General features: G+C 37.8%; 17 protein-coding genes. 7 read left to right on the plus strand and 10 right to left on the minus strand.

Translation table 11 applies throughout. The annotated features are described in order from the left end of the window. Window positions 1-4: 4 nt before the first annotated feature. The 3 genes from ACFE6N_RS17155 to ACFE6N_RS17165 are packed head-to-tail and all read left to right on the plus strand — an operon-like array spanning window position 5 to window position 2,714. Window positions 5-619 (plus strand): TerD family protein, encoded by a 615-nt coding sequence (locus ACFE6N_RS17155; RefSeq protein ID WP_378938418.1) that lies wholly within the window; start codon window positions 5-7, stop codon window positions 617-619. 27 nt (window positions 620-646) lie between these two features. Then, on the plus strand, window positions 647-1,744 hold the full coding sequence (locus tag ACFE6N_RS17160; RefSeq protein WP_090980159.1) for a toxic anion resistance protein: 1,098 nt from the start codon (window positions 647-649) through the stop codon (window positions 1,742-1,744). A gap of 7 nt (window positions 1,745-1,751) precedes the next feature. Beyond that, window positions 1,752-2,714 carry a hypothetical protein gene (locus ACFE6N_RS17165; protein WP_378938421.1) on the plus strand — a complete coding sequence of 321 codons (963 nt, stop codon included), beginning with the start codon at window positions 1,752-1,754 and terminating at the stop codon, window positions 2,712-2,714. A gap of 283 nt (window positions 2,715-2,997) precedes the next feature. On the opposite strand, the gene ACFE6N_RS17170 is transcribed toward ACFE6N_RS17165, so the two are convergent. The 6 genes from ACFE6N_RS17170 to ACFE6N_RS17195 form a co-directional block, all read right to left on the minus strand. Further along, window positions 2,998-3,303, minus strand: a complete 306-nt coding sequence (locus ACFE6N_RS17170; RefSeq protein WP_378938423.1) for a GIY-YIG nuclease family protein — start codon at window positions 3,301-3,303, stop codon at window positions 2,998-3,000. 242 nt (window positions 3,304-3,545) lie between these two features. Next, window positions 3,546-3,851, minus strand: coding sequence for a GIY-YIG nuclease family protein (locus tag ACFE6N_RS17175; RefSeq protein ID WP_378938425.1), 306 nt, complete (start codon window positions 3,849-3,851; stop codon window positions 3,546-3,548). A 333-nt stretch (window positions 3,852-4,184) separates the two neighbouring features. After that, on the minus strand, window positions 4,185-5,048 hold the full coding sequence (locus ACFE6N_RS17180; RefSeq protein ID WP_378938427.1) for a dienelactone hydrolase family protein: 864 nt from the start codon (window positions 5,046-5,048) through the stop codon (window positions 4,185-4,187). Window positions 5,049-5,111: 63 nt separating this feature from the next. Next, complete coding sequence (locus tag ACFE6N_RS17185) at window positions 5,112-6,116, minus strand: phosphotransferase enzyme family protein (protein WP_378938429.1); 1,005 nt, start codon at window positions 6,114-6,116, stop codon at window positions 5,112-5,114. A 42-nt stretch (window positions 6,117-6,158) separates the two neighbouring features. After that, a complete protein-coding gene (locus ACFE6N_RS17190) occupies window positions 6,159-6,884 on the minus strand; it encodes a LytR/AlgR family response regulator transcription factor (RefSeq protein WP_378938431.1) in 726 nt (241 codons plus the stop codon). Continuing rightward, window positions 6,881-8,371: a sensor histidine kinase gene (locus ACFE6N_RS17195; protein WP_378938433.1), complete on the minus strand. Its 1,491-nt coding sequence runs from the start codon at window positions 8,369-8,371 to the stop codon at window positions 6,881-6,883. The genes ACFE6N_RS17190 and ACFE6N_RS17195 overlap by 4 nt, the downstream gene beginning before the upstream one ends. Window positions 8,372-8,870: 499 nt before the next feature. Here ACFE6N_RS17195 and ACFE6N_RS17200 point away from each other — a divergent pair, with 499 nt between their 5' ends. Both ACFE6N_RS17200 and ACFE6N_RS17205 read left to right on the plus strand, forming a co-directional pair. Beyond that, the gene (locus tag ACFE6N_RS17200; RefSeq protein ID WP_378938435.1) at window positions 8,871-9,785 is read left to right on the plus strand and encodes an ABC transporter ATP-binding protein; all 915 of its coding nucleotides are present in this window, start codon (window positions 8,871-8,873) and stop codon (window positions 9,783-9,785) included. 62 nt (window positions 9,786-9,847) lie between these two features. Then, window positions 9,848-13,285 carry a M1 family aminopeptidase gene (locus tag ACFE6N_RS17205; protein WP_378938438.1) on the plus strand — a complete coding sequence of 1,146 codons (3,438 nt, stop codon included), beginning with the start codon at window positions 9,848-9,850 and terminating at the stop codon, window positions 13,283-13,285. 205 nt (window positions 13,286-13,490) lie between these two features. Here the strand turns inward: ACFE6N_RS17205 and ACFE6N_RS17210 are convergent, their stop codons facing one another. Together ACFE6N_RS17210 and ACFE6N_RS17215 are read right to left on the minus strand one after the other, a co-directional pair. Then, window positions 13,491-13,910 (minus strand): SRPBCC family protein, encoded by a 420-nt coding sequence (locus ACFE6N_RS17210; RefSeq protein WP_378938440.1) that lies wholly within the window; start codon window positions 13,908-13,910, stop codon window positions 13,491-13,493. 238 nt (window positions 13,911-14,148) lie between these two features. Beyond that, window positions 14,149-14,667: a protease gene (locus tag ACFE6N_RS17215; protein ID WP_378938442.1), complete on the minus strand. Its 519-nt coding sequence runs from the start codon at window positions 14,665-14,667 to the stop codon at window positions 14,149-14,151. Window positions 14,668-14,907: 240 nt separating this feature from the next. Here ACFE6N_RS17215 and ACFE6N_RS17220 point away from each other — a divergent pair, with 240 nt between their 5' ends. Together ACFE6N_RS17220 and ACFE6N_RS17225 are read left to right on the plus strand one after the other, a co-directional pair. Beyond that, window positions 14,908-15,726, plus strand: coding sequence for an alpha/beta hydrolase (locus ACFE6N_RS17220; protein ID WP_378938444.1), 819 nt, complete (start codon window positions 14,908-14,910; stop codon window positions 15,724-15,726). 233 nt (window positions 15,727-15,959) lie between these two features. After that, complete coding sequence (locus ACFE6N_RS17225; RefSeq protein WP_378938446.1) at window positions 15,960-16,214, plus strand: hypothetical protein; 255 nt, start codon at window positions 15,960-15,962, stop codon at window positions 16,212-16,214. 629 nt (window positions 16,215-16,843) lie between these two features. On the opposite strand, the gene ACFE6N_RS17230 is transcribed toward ACFE6N_RS17225, so the two are convergent. Further along, complete coding sequence (locus ACFE6N_RS17230) at window positions 16,844-17,347, minus strand: RNA polymerase sigma factor (protein WP_378938448.1); 504 nt, start codon at window positions 17,345-17,347, stop codon at window positions 16,844-16,846. Between the two features lie 466 nt (window positions 17,348-17,813). Next, window positions 17,814-18,470, minus strand: a complete 657-nt coding sequence (locus ACFE6N_RS17235; RefSeq protein WP_378938450.1) for a response regulator — start codon at window positions 18,468-18,470, stop codon at window positions 17,814-17,816. Window positions 18,471-18,544 lie beyond the last annotated feature (74 nt).

The following is an 18,544-nucleotide window of genomic DNA, read 5'->3' on the forward strand; positions in this document are numbered from 1 at the left end:
TATTATGGCAATCAATCTTCAAAAAGGACAACGCATCAGTCTGGAAAAAAGCAATGGCAGCACACTTCAACAAGCTTGTGTTGGAATAAACTGGGGTGCAATTGAAAAGAAAGGCTTATTTGGCTTTGGATCGTCAAAAGAGGCGGTAGATTTAGACGCAAGCTGTGCTTTATATAACGAAAACAAACAGCTTTTAGAGGTGGTTTACTTTGGCAACCTCAAATCTAAAAACGGCTCGGTAAAGCATAGCGGCGATGATTTAACTGGCGATATGGGTGGCGATGACGGTTTGGATAACGAAATTATCAACATTGATTTTTCACAATTGGATGCCAATGTAAATTATGTTGCTTTTGTATTGAACAGCTTTAGAGGTCATGATTTTGGCACGATCCCTTTTGCTTCCATCCGCATTTATGAAGGTACTACCAAACGTGTTAACGAGGTTTTTGCCAAGTTCGACATTGCTAACGGCGCCAATTTTGCAGGTCACGTATCAATGGTAATGGGTGTTTTTTACAAGAAGAACGGCGAGTGGAAATTTAATGCCATTGGCGAACCAACTAAAGATAGAAAACTGGAAGATACCGTTAGAACCGTAACTCAAAACTATTTATAAGCTGTAAAGCTGGTTATAAATCAAACTATGGAAACCAACCCAAACGTTAATCAAGACCTTACACCGGTTAAACTGGATAAGGACGGAAATGTTAACCTCGAAAAAATAACAGCTGAAGAAACAGCTAAATATAAGGAGATTGGCAAATCGTTAGAACCATCGGATGTAAATTCGATTCTGAATTATGGAAGCGATGCTCAAAACTCCATGGAGAAATACAGTAACGATTTTTTATCATCTGTACGTACCTATAACAGTGGTGAAGTTGGCGGTTTAATTAACGAGCTGCTAACCGAACTTAATTACATCGATGTATCTGAACTTGAACAGAGCGGCTTTAAGGGTTTTATCTCTAAAATTCCATTCCTGAAAAATTTGGTGGTTGATGTGAAAAAGCTTTTCCAGAAATATGATGTGGTGGTGAATAATATCGATAAAATTACCAACAAAATCAAGGCTGGAAGGTTAAATTCAATTAAAGATAACAGTTCGCTGCAAACCATGTTTGATAGTAATGTTGGCTACATCCACCAGATGGAAGAACTGATTATTGCCGGACAGTTAAAGTACAACGAGCTGAGTATTAAATTGGCCGAAATGGAAGGTCGCCCGGCTGATTACCAGGATTATGAAATTGCTGATTTAAGGGATTTCATCAGTCGTTTGGATAAAAGGCTGGCCGATATGAAGATTGTGCGTTTCATTATGTTGCAATCTTTAGCGCAGATCCGCGTGGTGCAGAACAATAATACCTCAATTGCAGAAAAGGCACAGTCGATTGTGTCTACCACCATTCCGGTATGGAAAAATCAATTGACCATTGCGGTTGCTTTGCAAAGGCAAAAAGCCAATGTAGAGATGCAGAAGAAAATTTCGGATACCACCAATACCATTTTACAGAAAAATGCAGAGATGCTGAAACAGAACAGCATTGATGTAGCCAAGGAGAATGAAAAAACAGTAGTATCTTTGGAAACTCTAAAACGAACCACTTCATCGCTGATTGAAACGCTTAATGAAGTGAAACAGATTCATGAAGCAGGTGCACAGAGCAGAAGAGTACTGGATGGCGAACTTAAAACTTTGGAAGCAGAGTTGAAAAAGAACGTAACGAGGGTGAATTAATTAAAATATGGATGAATACCGTTTAAATATTCTCAAAAAATCAAGCGCAGAGATCAACCGTTTACAGTTGCTCTCTGTGTTTTTTGATGATGAGGTGATTTATAAAATTTACCTGCGGAGCCAGGTTATTCATCAGCTTTTTGCCAATAACGAAGAACTGGAGATCGAAAAATTAGATCTTTTCCATCTTCAATTTACCGATAGTGTAATCGAACTGCTCAGGAAGATTAAAAAGAGCAATGAGAAAAATGTATCGCTCATCTATGATGAAATTCACCTGAATGAAGAACTGGTCGATCGAATGTCGGGAACACTCGTTGATCAGAAAAGTTTCCAGCAGGATAAGCAGAAGCAGTCGCTTAAAATTAACTTATCGCTTCGGAAGCTATTCAGCGTATTGTCTGAGTTGAGTTCAGATTTTCCATTTTCAAAAAACATCAACGTTTTTAGTTCCAAATACGCCAACGATTTTTATTTTGATCTCACTACAGATCAATTTTCAAAACTGATTGATTTTCAGAACAAGCAGGTATACACCAATGTGTATGCAACCATCGAAAAAAAATTGATGGGCAAGTTGTGCAAGAATGATTTCAGGACTGAATTTTATATTGGTTTAAAATCCGGTGAGCTGGTGATCGAAATTTATAAATTTTTAGATGAAGATTATTATTATCTGTTTTTTCCCAGTAGAAACCTGTTCCTGTTTTGCGATTTGACCATTCTGAAAGACCTGGACATGACGAACAACCTTTCAGAGCGTGAGCGGATTGTACAGGAACTACAGTATAAAAATGATAAGTTGAAAAGCAATGCTGCGGTTTTAAAAACCGCCATTCCGAATGAAGTCGTTCAATTATTGGAAGATAGTTATGGTAAAATATCGGATATCAGTTTTCTCAACCATCTTAATAACTTTGATGTTCAATCGAATATTTTGAAGACAATGTTAAAAACAGATTTGTTTTAAGGTCTGAGCAATCGTGCTTTCGACTGAAGCTTACCAATTTAAGTATTGGTTTTTTGTTTGCTAATGGTTTACTTCTTGTTCCACAGGTTGCATTGGTAAAGAAATAGAGAAATCTTTGAACTTAGTTTCGTCATATTTTTAGAAAATTTCGCTTCGCTAGTCCTTTGGGTTCTCTGCAACACCAAGTTTTGCTGTGATAAAATAATGAATATGTGGCGTCATCTCGACTGAAGCATAGCGAAACGGAGAGATCTATCAAGAAAAATAAAATCACTAATAATCATTATTCATTCCACTCACTTATAACTTTCGTTAAATCATTCCAATCTTTATTAAAGTTGCTAATCAGCGCATCTTTTTTCTCTCTATTCCACTTTTTTAATTGCTTTTCCCGATCAATGGCTTCTTCTATCGTAGAATAAATTTCATAGTAAACACAGATAGTCAGATCGTACTTTGCCGTAAATGATTTAGGATATACTTTTTCCCTGTGCTCATAAATACGGCTTCTGAGATCGGACGTTACACCAATGTACAATGTTGTTCTTTGATAATTGGTCATGATATAGATGCATCCGCCACGTTCCATACCCATGAATTTAAGAAGAAAGTTTTTTATTTCAACAGTAATGGAGCAATCTTTGAGTTTTATTTATTGCAACTTTAAAAGATTTCTCGACTTCGTTGCACTTCGCTCGAAATGACGGATATATGAAGCGTCATTTCGACTGAAGCTTACCGATTTTTCATCGGTAGCGGAACGGAGAAATCTTTTAACCTCTACTCTGGATATGGATTTTGCATCAAATACTTGCAAATCTTAGGAAATTCTCAATCTTCCCACTCATTTATGATAGCTGTTAAGTCATCCCAGCTTTTATTAAATTTGTCAATTAAAGTGTCTTTTTTCGCTCTATTCCACTTTTTTAATTGCTTTTCACGATCAATAGCTTCTTCAATAGAGGTATAAACCTCATAATAGACACAAATACTCAGGTTGTATTTTGCAGTAAATGATTTAGGGTAAATTTTATACTGATGCTCGTAAATACGGCTTCTTAGGTCTGATGTAACACCAATGTACAACGTTGTTCTTAGATAATTGGTCATGATATAGATGCATCCGCCACGTTCCATACCCATGAATTTAAGAGGAAAGTTTTTTATTTTAATAGTAATGGAGCAATCTTTGAGTTTTATTTATTTCAACTTTAAAAGATTTCTCGACTTCGTTGCACTTCGCTCGAAATGACGGATTATTTAATGGGTGAAATTATTAGAAAAATCGTGATTTCGACAGAAGCTTACCAATTTAAGCATTTGTTTTTTATTTGCTAATGGTATGCTTGCTTGTTCCACAGGTTTCATTGGTAGCGAAATGGAGAAATCTTCCTGATTTAAAAGTAACGTTAAAAGATTCCTCGATTTCGCTGCGCTCCGCTCGAAACGATGGAACTAATGGTGATTAACTTACCTCGTCAATACCGCCAATTTATGTTTAAACAGGTCAATGGTTCTGCTCCAGGCCAGTTTTGCTGCGGCTTCGTTATATCTGGTAGGTGAAGTATTGTTATTGAAAGCATGATTTACGCCATCATAGATATAAATTTTATAATTAATTTTATTGTCTTTTAAAGCCAGTTCATAAGCTGGGATTCCGGCATTTATTCTCTCATCCAAACCAGCGTAATGTAGCATTAAACTTGCTTTAATTTTAGGAACATCAGCCGCATTGGCCTGCGCGCCATAATAAGCGACGGCGGCTTGCAGTTTAGGATCATTAATTGCTAATTTATTGGCCATTCCGCCGCCCCAGCAAAAGCCCACACAGCCTACTTTTCCATTGCCATCTTTTCTCTTGCGTAAATAGTCGAGCCCCCTTAAATAGTTCTGCAGGTTTTTTTCAGGATCCAATTTACCAATCAGCTCGCGTCCTTTATCTTCATCTGCCGGTGTTCCGCCAAATGGTGAAAGGGCATCAACGCCCAAAGCCAGAAAACCTTCGGCGGCAATACGTTTGGTTACATCAATAATATGTGGATTTAAGCCTCTGTTTTCATGAATAACCAATACACAGCCCAAATTCTTTTTACCCTTCGGTTTAGCCAAAACTGCTTTCATTTCACTTTCAACCCCAGTGTAAGTAATATTCTCTACTTTAATGTCATCACTGTTAAATTCTGCTGCAGCGGCATAATTATTCTCCAGCATAGGGAGGATAGTCATGGCTAAAGCTGTACTGCCGGCCAGAGTGGACAGCTTTCTTATAAAATCTTTTCTGCTTAGCTGACTGTGTGTATACTCATCGTAAAGGTTAATTATTTTCTGGTCCATCTTATTGTTTTTTGAATTGCTATACAAGATAAAAAAGCATGTCGAGATTTAAGACCGCATTGCCTAAAAGTTACAATACATTTCTTCCCATTTTTTGATCAGCGCTACGCGGTGTTTCGTATATCTGGGGGTTAAAAAAATATTAGACCAATCATCGTAATGATCATAAAAGAATTTTAAAAAGAAAATGTGAAAGGTAATGCCCAAATACGGAATAGCTTTTCGTTCGTCATCAGTTAAGGGCCTCAATTCTTGATAAGCCGCTAAAAATGTAGCGAAATCCTTCTCAGCCTGTTCTCTTGAGATTGAGTTGCTCTGTTGGTGAAAGAAATAATGGTTAAGGAACGACATCAAATCGTTAACCAGGTAACCTTCTCCCGCAAAATCAAAGTCGAAAAAGGTAATTTTTCCCTGCGCGTTGAAATGGAAATTTTTAGGAAAGAAATCATAATGGCAGTAGCCATAACTGAATGCAGCGGTGTCGAATTCTTCAAACTTTAGAATTACCTTTTTTGCAATGTTCCGTAAGTATGCATATTCGTCTTTCATTTCCGAAAAATGTGGTTCGAGACTTTTTAAGGGTTCGAATAAGGTAGTTTCGAAATTGAAGATCGGTCGTGTATTGCTTAGTTTTATTGATGAGGTGCTTTGGTGCAATTTAGCCATATCATGCCCCAACTGGATCAGATGCAGATCCTCAAGGTCTAAAATTACGCTACCCTCGGCAAATGTAAACAATACGCCATTTCTAAATCCCTCAATCGCATTAAACTGTTGGATTTGTTTGCCTTCCAGGTCCTTGATTGGATAAGAAACTGAATTTCCATTTGCGTGCAAAATGTTAAGCAATTCAACTTCAGCTTCAATTTCATGGCGTTTACGGTGTGCATCGCGGTAAATTTTGAAGACGTATTTATGGTTCAGATTTTCCAGAACATAGGTGTCACTTACATTTCTGATCAGTAAACGGCAGGTTGTAGACTGGTCTAACTGATAATTTTCAATTAAATAATCTCTTAAAGCAGCGGCTGATAAAGTGGAGTATTGCGCGGGAAAGAAATGTGGCATGTAAATATGGTTTGGCCTTAAATATAAATTTTTAAATCTGGTTTAAGTCTCTATATCAAGTAATCGTTTAATTATGCCCCTATAATTTTTACCTACAGGAATATTTTGCGCATTTTTGAGCACAATGGTATTGCCTTCCAGATAGTCGACATATTTTTTATTGAGGATAAAAGACTTATGGATGCGAATAAAATCAGTTGACAATTGATCCTCAAAACTGGCCAGCGTTCTTGGGGTAAGAAAAAAAACGCGATCGTTCCACACCTTAACGTAATTACCCAGGCTTTCCAGATATTGTATTTCGTCTATTTTGATCAGGATATGCTTTTTGTCAACCTTAATAGAAATTTGTCCATTGTTTTTTGGCGCTTTTTTTTCAATTTCATTAGGTGTAGCTATTTGCTTTTTAAGATCATGCAATTCAAGCGCACGGTTAACGGCTTTTACAAAACGGTCGAGACGGAAAGGCTTTAAAAGGTAATCGCAAACAGCCAGATCAAAACCCGCCAGCGCATATTCCTCGTATGCAGAGGTTATAATTACCAGCGGCTTATGTGTTAAGATTTTTAAAAATTCCAAACCATTTAGTTTTGGCATCCGGATATCCAAGAAAATGAGATCTACCTGTTGTTCCCTTAAAAAATCCAGTGCTGCTGTAGCACGGTAACAATCGCCAATAATGTTAATAAAAGGAATGTCTTTTGCATACTCCTTAATTACACCATGTGCAAGCGGTTCATCATCTATTATTAAACAACGCAAGCTCATATTAACCGGAGTTTAAGTTCTGCCTTAAAGATATTATGAATGGAGGTGATATGCAATTTGTAGCGATCAGGATAAAGTAATTCGAGTCTCTTTCTTAAATTATCAATCCCGATTCCCTTATAACTGTTGGTTTCTTCTGGATCAAAGGAATTTTCGCAGGAGAAAATGAGAACCGTATGGTTAGCAGTTAGTGATAGTTTTAAAGAAGCTTCGCCTTCAGCAGGTTCAATACCATGTTTAAATGCATTCTCTACAAATACAATTAGCAGGAGAGGAGCTATCCCGATCCCATCATCTGTAACCTGTTTATCAAATTCAAAATGTAAGTTCTTTTGCAGACGGATTTGTTGTAATTGAATGTAATCATTTATATAATCAACTTCCTGGGAAAGCTTGACCGATTTTTCCTGCCCTTTATAGATGGTGTAGCGCATCAGTTCTGATAATTGTAAAATACTTTCAGGTGTTTTATCCGATTTTTGCAAACTCAAAGCATAAAGGTTGTTCAACGTATTAAAGAAAAAATGAGGATTTAGTTGTTGTTTTAGTAAATCAAGCTCATGTTGTGATTTTTCCTTCTCTAAATAAAGGATTTTATTGTTTTGCTTGCCCCATTGCAAAGCCAAAACTATAGGCAAACTGATGAGCATAATGGCAAATGCACCAAATGCATTTTCAGGTTCGAATGGATTAGTGACGAATATGCTCCGACCGAAAGCCGTGTTAATGGGGAGTAAAATTAATAATTGGGTCAATAGGGGATATAATACCGCTATAGTGGCAGAGAGTGTTAGCAGATAAATCAACAGTCCTTTTTCTTTGAGGATTTTGGATACCAGTAACCGGCTATTGATCAGAAAAAGCAGGTATCCGCATAAGTACATGATCAGAAATTGCGAAAAGAAACCTAAAAATGTTCCAAAATTAAGCCAGAGTGCTTTAACGTTGAATTCGAAACCTACCAAACGGAAACCATTTCGTTGGTAAATCGGGTTGTTTAAACTTGATACCGCCATTATGGAGATGGTTAAAGCAAGTAAAACAATGGTGACAAATAATGCATTCTCCAGGCCAATTTTTTTGACCCATTTAATGTGCAGCACTTTTTTCTGGTAATACTGATTGACGATCAATATCATTTCGAGGGAAGTTGCTAACAATGCTGTTGAAATGAAAACAGTATGGTCAAGCTTCGCAATTCGCAGGTAAATTGAAATACCTGTAAAAAGTGGAAGGAGGATAAGAAAGCAGGTGCTCCAGTAAGCAATGTATCTGTTTCGATTCAGGCGGTTTCTTAGCGTTGCTTTAAGAAAAGAAAAAACAAGTACAGGAAGCAAACAAAATCCTAGAGCCAAAATGCAGCTGGCATAGTTTATCCAAATTTCGCTGGTTAGGTTGTACGTATTAAATATGGCAATCCATAACAAGAGGCCAATATTGAGGAAAAAATCCTGGTATTTATAATTTAAATTCTTGGTGTTAAACATTTTGATAACCTATAATAGGAGTAAAATTGTCATCCTGAGGAATAATTATGATATAAAAATCAATATGATTGACAGATAAAATTTACTTAGGTAATATCCATATAGAAATCGTCATTCCCAACTTGATCCGATGGTTATCGGATGGGAATCTTAAAACGTGCATCAAGATTAGCTTCGCTGAGCACTTCGTGGTTCCCGCATGCGCGGGATCCGATAGCTATCGGATGACGACCGACCTAGTGGATTCTGTCAATGGTAGCTTGTCGAAGGATCTTTTTTAAAAGCGTTAAAAATTTGTTTTGATACCTTGTCAAACTAATTTCTAAAGTTATTAAAGTTTTAAGCCATGCTGAAATTTAGATGATGAAAGGCCTGTTTTTCATGTCGAAAGGAATTTTAACTCAGTTCTGCGCTTTCATCATCATTTTGAGTGCGTTAATCACATAAATTATTTTCTGGTGGTTTGCCAGCTTAATTTGCCGCTGTTTAATTACTTAATATGGTGCGGCTTAACATACAGAAACTTACAAAATCTTATCAAAACGGGGTAAAAGCCCTTGATGATGTTACACTAAATATTGCAAACGGCATGTTTGGTTTATTAGGCCCTAATGGAGCCGGAAAATCTTCACTGATGCGTACGCTTGCCACCTTGCAACTGCCAGACACCGGGCAGATCCATTTTGATGATAACGATGTATTGCGGAATCCCCAGGAGATGCGAACCAAATTGGGGTATCTGCCGCAGGATTTTGGTGTCTATCCAAATATTTCAGCTATAGATTTACTGAATCATCTTGCGATCTTAAAAGGGGTGCAAACTAAGAGTGAACGAGTGGAGCAGGTGACTTCACTGCTGCAGCAGACCAATTTATTTGAATCCAGGAAGAGATCCGTCAGTACGTTTTCTGGTGGTATGCGGCAGCGTTTCGGAATTGCACAGGCTTTGTTGGGTAACCCGCAATTAATTATTGTCGATGAGCCTACTGCCGGGCTTGATCCTCAGGAGAGAAACAGGTTTCATGACCTCTTGAGTGAAATCGGCACCAACCGTGTAGTAATCTTGTCCACCCATATTGTAGAGGATGTGAATGACCTTTGTGCTGAGATGGCCGTTATGGCAAGTGGCAGGTTGATTTTAAAAGGTAAACCCTCGCAGCTAACCGAAAAATTAAATGGAAAAATCTGGCGAAAGGCAATAGATAAGATCAATCTGCCCCACTATTCATCCATTTTTAACGTAATATCTACCAAGGTCATTTTGGGTAAGTTTCATGTGTTTGTACTGGCAGATCAATTGCCGGCATCAGGTTTCGAATCTGTTTATCCGGGTTTGGAAGAGGTATATTTTTCTTCCTTATCTGGCGCAGTCAATTTAAATAAGGAGGTGAAGAGGCGATTGCAGATTTATTAAAATTTGAGCTGAAATATCATTTCGGGCAGATATCTTTTAAGGTTGCAGCACTTCTGTTTTTGATGCTGGGCTATTTTTGCGCAGTAAAGGGTGGATTTGGCTCAGACGAAGTACATAAAAATTCACCTTATGTCATCACCAATATCATGGCACTGCTCTCCTTATGCTCCATTTTTTCGGCCACACTATTTAGTGCCAACGTGGTGCTAAGAGATAGCATGCATAAAATGGAAGCCGTTGTTTTTACCACATCAATTAAAAAGCTACCTTATTTTGGCATCAGGTTATCGGGCTTAATCATTGCAGTTTTTAGCTTATTGTTACTGGCAGCCCTGGGCATTTATATAGGTTCTTTTTTTATTGATAAAAATCAGCTGGGTACATTTCACCTGTATTATTATCTGCAGCCTATTTTGATTTTTGCTTTGCCAAATGTGCTGTTTTCGGCAGGAATTTTATTTTGTACGGCCATCCAAACCAAGAGTGTAAGGGCCATTTATTTGGTTGGCGTGTTGCTTTACATTTTTTACATGCTCGCTTCTATCTTGGGCGATTCACCATTTTTGGCTACATCGGCAAACAAGGCAGGCAGTGCGGATATTTTGCCTGTACTTTTAGATCCTTTTGCTTTGGCTTCGTTTTTTGGCGAAACCAGGACATGGACTATTCCACAACGCAATTGCCAGTTATTTCCTTTTGAAGGCACATTTTTACTCAACAGGATCTTATGGACCAGTTTTACAAGCCTGATCATAGTGATAAGCTATCGTTTGTTTGATTTTAGGTTAGCACAACAGCAACAGTTAAAGGTTAAAGCGGATAAAATAGCATATCCCACTTTAATTTCCTATCGTACTTTAAAAGTTGTACCGAGTGGTATTGCTTATCATCTCAGGGCCTTCATTGCCCGGCTTAAATTGGAACTGATCTTCCTGTTTAAAAATATTCCCGTTATGGTGATGCTCTTGCTGTGGGTATTTTTGTTCGGAACAGCGTTAAAAGATCGGCTGTTTAGCGGCGCTTATGGCATTCATAGCTATCCGGCAACCGGCATTATCATAGAAGAAATACGCTCCATGAAATTCGGATTGATTTTAATTATTTTTTATGCCGCTGAAAGCATTTGCAGGGAAAAATCAGTTAATATCCATTCCATCATTTATAGCAGCCCTGTTCCAGATTCAGTATGCTGGATGGCAAAAATCCTGAGCCTTTTCGGACTTGTTTTTGTTCTCGTAACCTTAAACATTGGAATTGGTATTATTTTGCAACTCACCCATGGTTATTTCCGGATCGAATTGCCATCCTATTTATCTTTATACTATTACAGCGCGTTTCCTTTGTTGCTTTTTGTAGTGCTCATGGTTTTTATTCAGAATTTAAGTGCAAACAAATATCTCGGCATGTTAATGAATCTGATAATTGTTTTCATGATCACTTATGCAGAACGCTTTGGCCTTGAACATTATCTCTTTCGTTTTGCTACCGTTCCGGATCTCCAACACTCTTATTTTAATGGCTTTGGCTATTATACCCATGCGTTTAACTGGTACATGTTCTACTGGTTGGCCTTTGCAACGGTTGTAGCGGTGTTAACCATTGGCTTATGGCAACGTTTGGTTGAGATAAAGATTAAAGCAAGGTTCAGATCGATGGGTCTGGCTTTGAAGCAACATATCTGGGTTATCAGCCCGGCATTATTGATCTGGATTTTCTGTGCTGCATTTATTTATCACCAGACCAATTTTATTGGCAAATACAAGAATAAACAGGCCCTATTGAACTGGCGCCTGGCTTATGAGCAGAAATATAAATCATTGGCTAATCTTGCCCAACCCGTGATCAAAGCAATTAAAACCAATGTAGATTTATATCCAGCCGAGGGGAAATATACAGTTGATGGAACGTATATGCTTAAAAATGAGTTAAATGAACCCATTTATAAGATATGGGTCTCTGTTGATCCGGCTGTACGCTCATTCTCGGTAAATATAGTTGGAATCAAGAAAACTGCAAGGGATGAGGTTTTTAATCAACAGTTTTTGGAGTTAAAGACGCCTCTACAGCCCGGCGGAGAAATGTTGATGAAGTTTTCTATTGAAGTCATCAGAAATGGATTTACACCTTTTGATACGGAAAATTCAGTTGTTAATAATGGTACTTATATCGAATTAGAGAAATTTGTACCACAACTGGGATACTGTTATCACATTGAAATTAAAGATAGGCAGGAACGTAAAAAGGCAGGCCTGCCCGAAATTGCCGGTAAGCCGCCATTTAAGCGGGCATATCAGCAAATCGACTTTGAAACGACTATTTCTACCGATATCGATCAGCAGGTAGTAACTGTTGGCGAGTTGCAACAAAGTTGGAATATCAATAACCGTAAATACTTTAAATACAAAACTGCCGCTCCCATTAATTTCATGTTCGCACTGAGCAGTGCAAAATATGTTCTGAAAAAAGAAAAACACAAAGGGGTTGATTTAAGTATTTATTATCAGCCGGGGCAGGAATATAACTTAAAAAGTATGTTTCAGGCCCTCAAAGATGCATTAGATTATGGCAATGCTCATTTTGCAAAATATCCGGCTAAACAACTAACCATTGCCGAAATTCCACAATATAAAGGTGCAGCTACAGCTTATCCGGGGCTGATTTTCAGCGTTGAGAACATTAATTTTCTCGGCAACTACAGTGAGAAAGGTACGATTAATCAAAGTTATGCCATTACTGCACATGAAACTGCTCATCAATGGTGGGCAAATATACTGGCTCCTGCTGACGGTGCAGGTTATGCCATGCTCACTGAATCACTTGCTAAATACACTGAAGATGTATTGATTGAAAAGAATTTTGGTAAAATGTACTTGAGAAAGTACATGTCATACGATAATGAACTCTATTTTTTGAACCGGAATTACAATAAGGAAGAATTGCCGCTGGCCAAAACTTTAGATCAACCCTACGTATATTACCAAAAGGGTGGATTGATGATGTATGCCATAAAAGAGAGAATGGGGGAACAGCAATTTAACGGCTCACTGCATCAGCTAATTGAGGAACACCGATACCCTAAGGCTAAGGCAACAGCTGCTGATCTGGTAAGCATATTGTTAAAGCAGGCTCAACCTGAAGATAGAAATTTTATCAACGATTGTTTTAATGATGTAGTGACTTACAAAACTGGTGTAAAAGTACTTAATTGTAATCTTTTGAAAAGTGGGAAATATCATGTTGATGTGCTGGTAGACGCAGAAAGGCTAAGCGACAGCAGCAGGCAATTGCCTGATCTGGAAATAGACCTGGCCTGCTTTAATGCGTTGGAAAAGGATTGGTACCCAGATACCAAACCGATTTATTTTCAAAAAGTTCATATCAGGAAGCATAAAACAAGGCTCACAATTATCGTTAATCAAAAGCCAAAAACAATAGCAATTGATCCTTATCGATACCTATTAGATACCGATAGAACTGATAATGTTTTTATTGTTAAATAATAAGGTAAAATGAAGGTGTATTGAAGGAGCATACCTCCTAAATTTATCTGCCTGATTTCATTCCTTAGGCCGTAGCGGAGAGAGTCTTTTAATATAGTCCGAAGATCTCTTCGCTTTGCTTAGGTCGAGATGAGGATTTTATCGTAATTTTTGAACGATAGCCAGTTTGTGGATTGTCAGCCCGGGAGCTATAATAACCATGTATTCACAATTTTTCCGTATAATTTTTAAAATTATCCAGAATGGCCTGCCAGCCATCGCGCTGCATTTCTGCAGGATGAATAGATTCGGCCTCGAATGTTTCGGTTATCCTGGTTTTTTTGCCTGATGCATTAAAAACAATAATCACAGTTCTGCCATCTTCAATGGTGTATTCGATTTTTTTATGCACATCAACAGTGGTATAGGTACCAACAAAATCGAAGCTCGCGCTGCCATCTTTTGCAGCCATGGTACTCTTAAATTTTCCACCAACTTTTAAATCGTTTTCGGCATAAGGCGTGTGCCAATCGGGAGAAGCAAAACTCCATTTGGTAATGTGATCAGGATTGTTCCAAAATTCCCAAACTTTTTCAACTGGTGCATGAACTGTAGTTTCTACAGTAATTGATAAGCTGTTTTCCATTTTTTAACGGTTTAAATCTATCAAATAAAGTTAAAATAAGTTTTGCTTATCAAAAAGCGTAGATTAAGAAAAGAATGTTTTTAGTTGTGAAGTGCGATCGCCAGGTGTTAATGTTTGCGATCTGTAAGGACATTTAAATTGCAATACCTCACATATTTTTGGGAATGCTGCTTTTAAATCTGCCATACAAGCACAAATAATTTGTTAAATTGAGCATTTGGAACCAGGGAAAATTCAATTAACGTATCTCATTGTAAGTGAAGGTAACTGTATCTTTAGAAACTAAACCGCTCATGTTTCCACCTGTATAAACAGCTTTATAGCTCGATCCTTTTTTTAGGTCGTACGCTTTAAGTAAATCAGCATTTGCCACCAGACTGTCTCCGGGATTTACTTGTGTATAACTAGAGGCGGGTGGGGGAATAACCCTTTTGGCCATTGCACCTTTGTATGGCGCTTCTTCTCCTTTTTCGTTGGTAATACTCAAATAACTACTCATTAACGGTTCAAACGGGGTATGCCAGATACAGAATTTTTTAGCGCTGTCGGTGTTGTTGAGTACCACAAATCGCAACAACAAAGGTTCTCCGTTAACTACATTACCATTTATTTTTAGTTTAACTTCCAGTGAATCGGTTTTTCCGGCAACAGTTTTTCCGGCATTTTCATTTTTGTTAGTTGCGGTGTTTCTGGTGGCTTCACCACAGGCAGAAAACACGAGCAGGAGTGCCGGGATAATTATTCTGATATTTTTCATGGGTTGTTTTATTGGTATAAGCAAATAAGATTTGATATTGTTTGCTGAAATTGATTTAACTAAAACGATTAATTGTGGCATATTAATAATTTATTGAATTAAGTACCATTACTTTGGTAGTTCTGAATGGTAAATTGAGGTCAGCTGTTTTGATATCACTTTTAATTCAACTTTGAAATAGCAGGCTTAAGCGTTTATTTTATAAATTTAGCATCCTATATTAATGATTAAAAATTAGCCATGAAAAATAGTTTTTTAATGATTGCCTGTCTGTTTTTCTTTAATCAGGTCATCAGTGCTGCAGAGGTAGATACCGCCTTAACCTATAGCAAATCGATGAAAAAAAATATCAAGGCCGTGGTGATTAAACCTGATAGTTATCAAACAGGAAAGGCTTTTCCGGTGGTTTATTTGCTTCATGGAGCAGGAGGGAGTTATGCAGAGTGGGCTAAAAAAGTGCCGGGCATAAAAAATCTGGCTGACCAATATCAATTTATTATAGTATGCCCTGATGGTAACGTGACTAGTTGGTATTTCGATAGTCCGTTGGACCCTGCATGGAAATACGAAACTTATGTAGCTACCGAACTGGTAAGCTATATTGATGCACATTATAAAACTATTGCCACGAAAAAGGTACGCGCGATTACCGGGTTAAGTATGGGCGGACATGGCGCACTTTACCTGGCCATTAAACACCAGGATGTATATGGTGCTGTTGGCAGCATGAGCGGCGGTGTGGATATTAAACCTTTTCCGAACGGTTGGGAGATCTCAAAAAGACTGGGCAAGCAGGATGAATTTCCTGAACGTTGGAAACAAAATAGTGTAATCGACATGATTTACCAAATTAAGCCAGGGGCACTGGCCATCGCCTTTGAATGTGGTGTTGACGATTTTTTCTATAAAATGAACGTTCGCCTGCACGATGAGCTTTTATATAACAATATTCAGCACGATTTTACCACCAGGCCTGGTGTACACAATTGGGATTACTGGGCAAATGCAATCAAATTTCAAAGTGTTTTTTTGAGTAATTATTTTAATCAGAAGCCCTGAGCCATCCATTGGCCGGTAGTTAGGTCGTTTTTTATTTTATCAATCAGGAATATTTACAACAATATTCTATATGCAAGTTTATTGTAAATTCTGATCGTACCTTCCGTATTTAACTGGTACATGCGCAGCTCTAAAAATTAACTTTTAGATTACATACAAGCTAAAGAGTTACTCTATTTTTGGTCTTTCTTGAAATCTTATTTATAAACAGGAAACGAAGATTTAAAACCAAAATGAAATACTTAGTCAAAGAAATCACTGAAGGAAATTGCGATATTACATTATTGCCTGAGAACCTGAATGATAGAAATCTTTTAGCAGAAACTACAAAGGGTTTGCAGAATGATTACAAGGAAGAAATCCAGGCACATTATGAACACGCATTGAAAAATGAAGTTCATGGCAATGCCGCGTTTGTTTCGCTAAATAGCGAAGAAAGCAATTATCCGAAAAGAGTAAATGTAAATTACCAGATTATTTTAAGCTAAAAACTTTGTTATTGTAAAAAGAGGCTGTAAGTTACGGTTTCACCATTAATTTGTCAAGTTGAGCCTGTCGGATGCCTTTAAAATATTTAAAGAGTTCTTCCGGCAAGTTCAGGATGACAAATTTTTTATTTATAACACAGCCTCCTTTTAATTTATATAAGTACGTCACGCCGGACGGTGTCCCTTTTCATCGTATCTGGTTCTTTTTTTGATCCTGCATTTGTTTGGTTTTTATTCCGGCGGCGTCTTGTAAATGCTATGCAAAGGTGACAGAACTGAACACTGATGGAAATAATAATAAAACGCTGTTTTTCAATATGATATATTTTAAATAATGAACATAGCCGGTTTCGGTAAAGTTTGGTTGAACTAAAGACAGGTTCAATTGATCTTGCTAAAACGGCTGTTTGATGTTCAGATGATTGTGATACGGATGCTATGTCGCTATGGCCGGGAAACGGACCATTCGTAAAAGCCCATCGAGCCTTTTTTATCATCTTCCTCCTGTTTCCTATCCTTCAATTTTTTGCTGGATTTTTTATAATCTGCTAAAGGGTTAATCTGACAGTGTTCAGCGTAATCAGTCTAATCGCTTTTGATCTTTTATATCGCATGTACGGTATAATAATTCAACAATAAATGCGCAGGTATTTTTTTAAACTTTGGCGTGCCTGGTAAATGTAGGTTTTTACTGTTCCCAGGGGGATATTAAGTTCGAGCGCAATCTCGTCATAGCTGTAGCCTTCAAAATATCGCTGAAATGCAGCCCGATAATCTGCCCTTAAAGTACTCATTGCCTTTTGTATATCTTCCAGAACCATTTTGGTTTCTGAAAGATTTTTAACCGGACTGTTCGTCATTTTCTGGTCGTAAAGGCAATCTTCGCTTTCCCAAATGGCGGTGCGTCTTTTTTGTTTGCAACAGTTGTTATAAAAGGTATTTTTCATGATTACATACAACCAGCCCCTCATGTTGGTTCCCTGTGCGAAGCTACTGCAAGATCCGACTGCTTTAATCAGTGTATCCTGCACGAGATCTTTTGCATCGTCCTCATCAGCGGTGAGTTTAAGTGCCTGAGCCAGTAACGACTGTTTATGATGTTCTGCTGCCAAACAGAAATTCTCTTGTTCCATGATCTCTTTTTTTAACCTGTATGAAAAATATTCTGTCAGTAAACGTTTATTACCTAACAGAACTCCTTTATTTTTTTTTGGTTTTAGACATTGCATAGATGTTGAAATAACGGGTATAAACAACAACTTCAGGGAGTATAAGCCGCACGGTTAGGCCGTATAAATGGTATAGAAATATATAGAGGCCATTCCCGGCGCGTCGATGTAAGAATGTGCAGGCGCGGAAACCTTACCCAGATGGATTTTACAAGAAATTACCTTGCCATTGGCAGAATCCACTAGTGCGGTCGCTATTACGATCTCTCAAGGGATATTAGCTGATAAAATTTATCTGTCGATCCTATCGGTTTTTGCACGATACATTATTTCTTAGGATTGACCATTCACTATATGATGCCCCAACGCTCTTGTGATTAGCTTCAATTTTATATATCGTCCAGATTTCTAATAAACTGCGATTTAACCACTAATTCAAGTAGCCATTTACGACTGCGAAACGGATCAGTGACGCAGTATTTTTTGAACCCGTTTTATCAATCAGCATCTGGCGGTGTCCTTCAATTGTGCGTTTACTTAAGAATAACTTGTCTGCCATCTCCTGGTTGGTATAGCCTTCTGCCACCAGATGCAACACTTCAATCTCCCTCATGGAGAGATCTACCTGCATTTCTTCCTGTTCTGGTTGGGAGGAAGTTTCTTTGATAAACCTGTTAAGCAGTGTTTCCGTTAATTCTACACAGAGGTATTTCGCTCCGCCGGCCACGGTTTTGAGGGCAAAAAGCATTTCGCTTTCGTTCACATTTTTCAAAAGATAGCCATAGCTTCCTCCCATAAATGCCTGCATCACATATTTTTCATGGTCCAGCATAGAAAGGATCACTACTTTAACATCTGGATGGGTTAATTTCATGGCTTTTATCAAGCTGATGCCATCCATTTCAGGCATATTGATGTCAGCAAGAACAATGTCTGGAATCACGCCTGATTCAATGTGTTTTAATACCTGTTTACCATCGTCGGCTTCGGCAATCACTTCAATATCAGCCTGCGATTCAAGTAACATTTTAATCCCATTCCTTACCAGATTATGATCCTCCGCAAGGATTATTTTTAATTTGTTCATATTAATTACAGTTGATATAACTTAAAGTGCTTATGATCGTATGCGAAAATATTTAATTGATATGCTTAATTATT

The organism is Pedobacter sp. BG31 (assembly GCF_042464845.1).
Taxonomy (GTDB): Bacteria; Bacteroidota; Bacteroidia; order Sphingobacteriales; family Sphingobacteriaceae; genus Pedobacter; species Pedobacter suwonensis.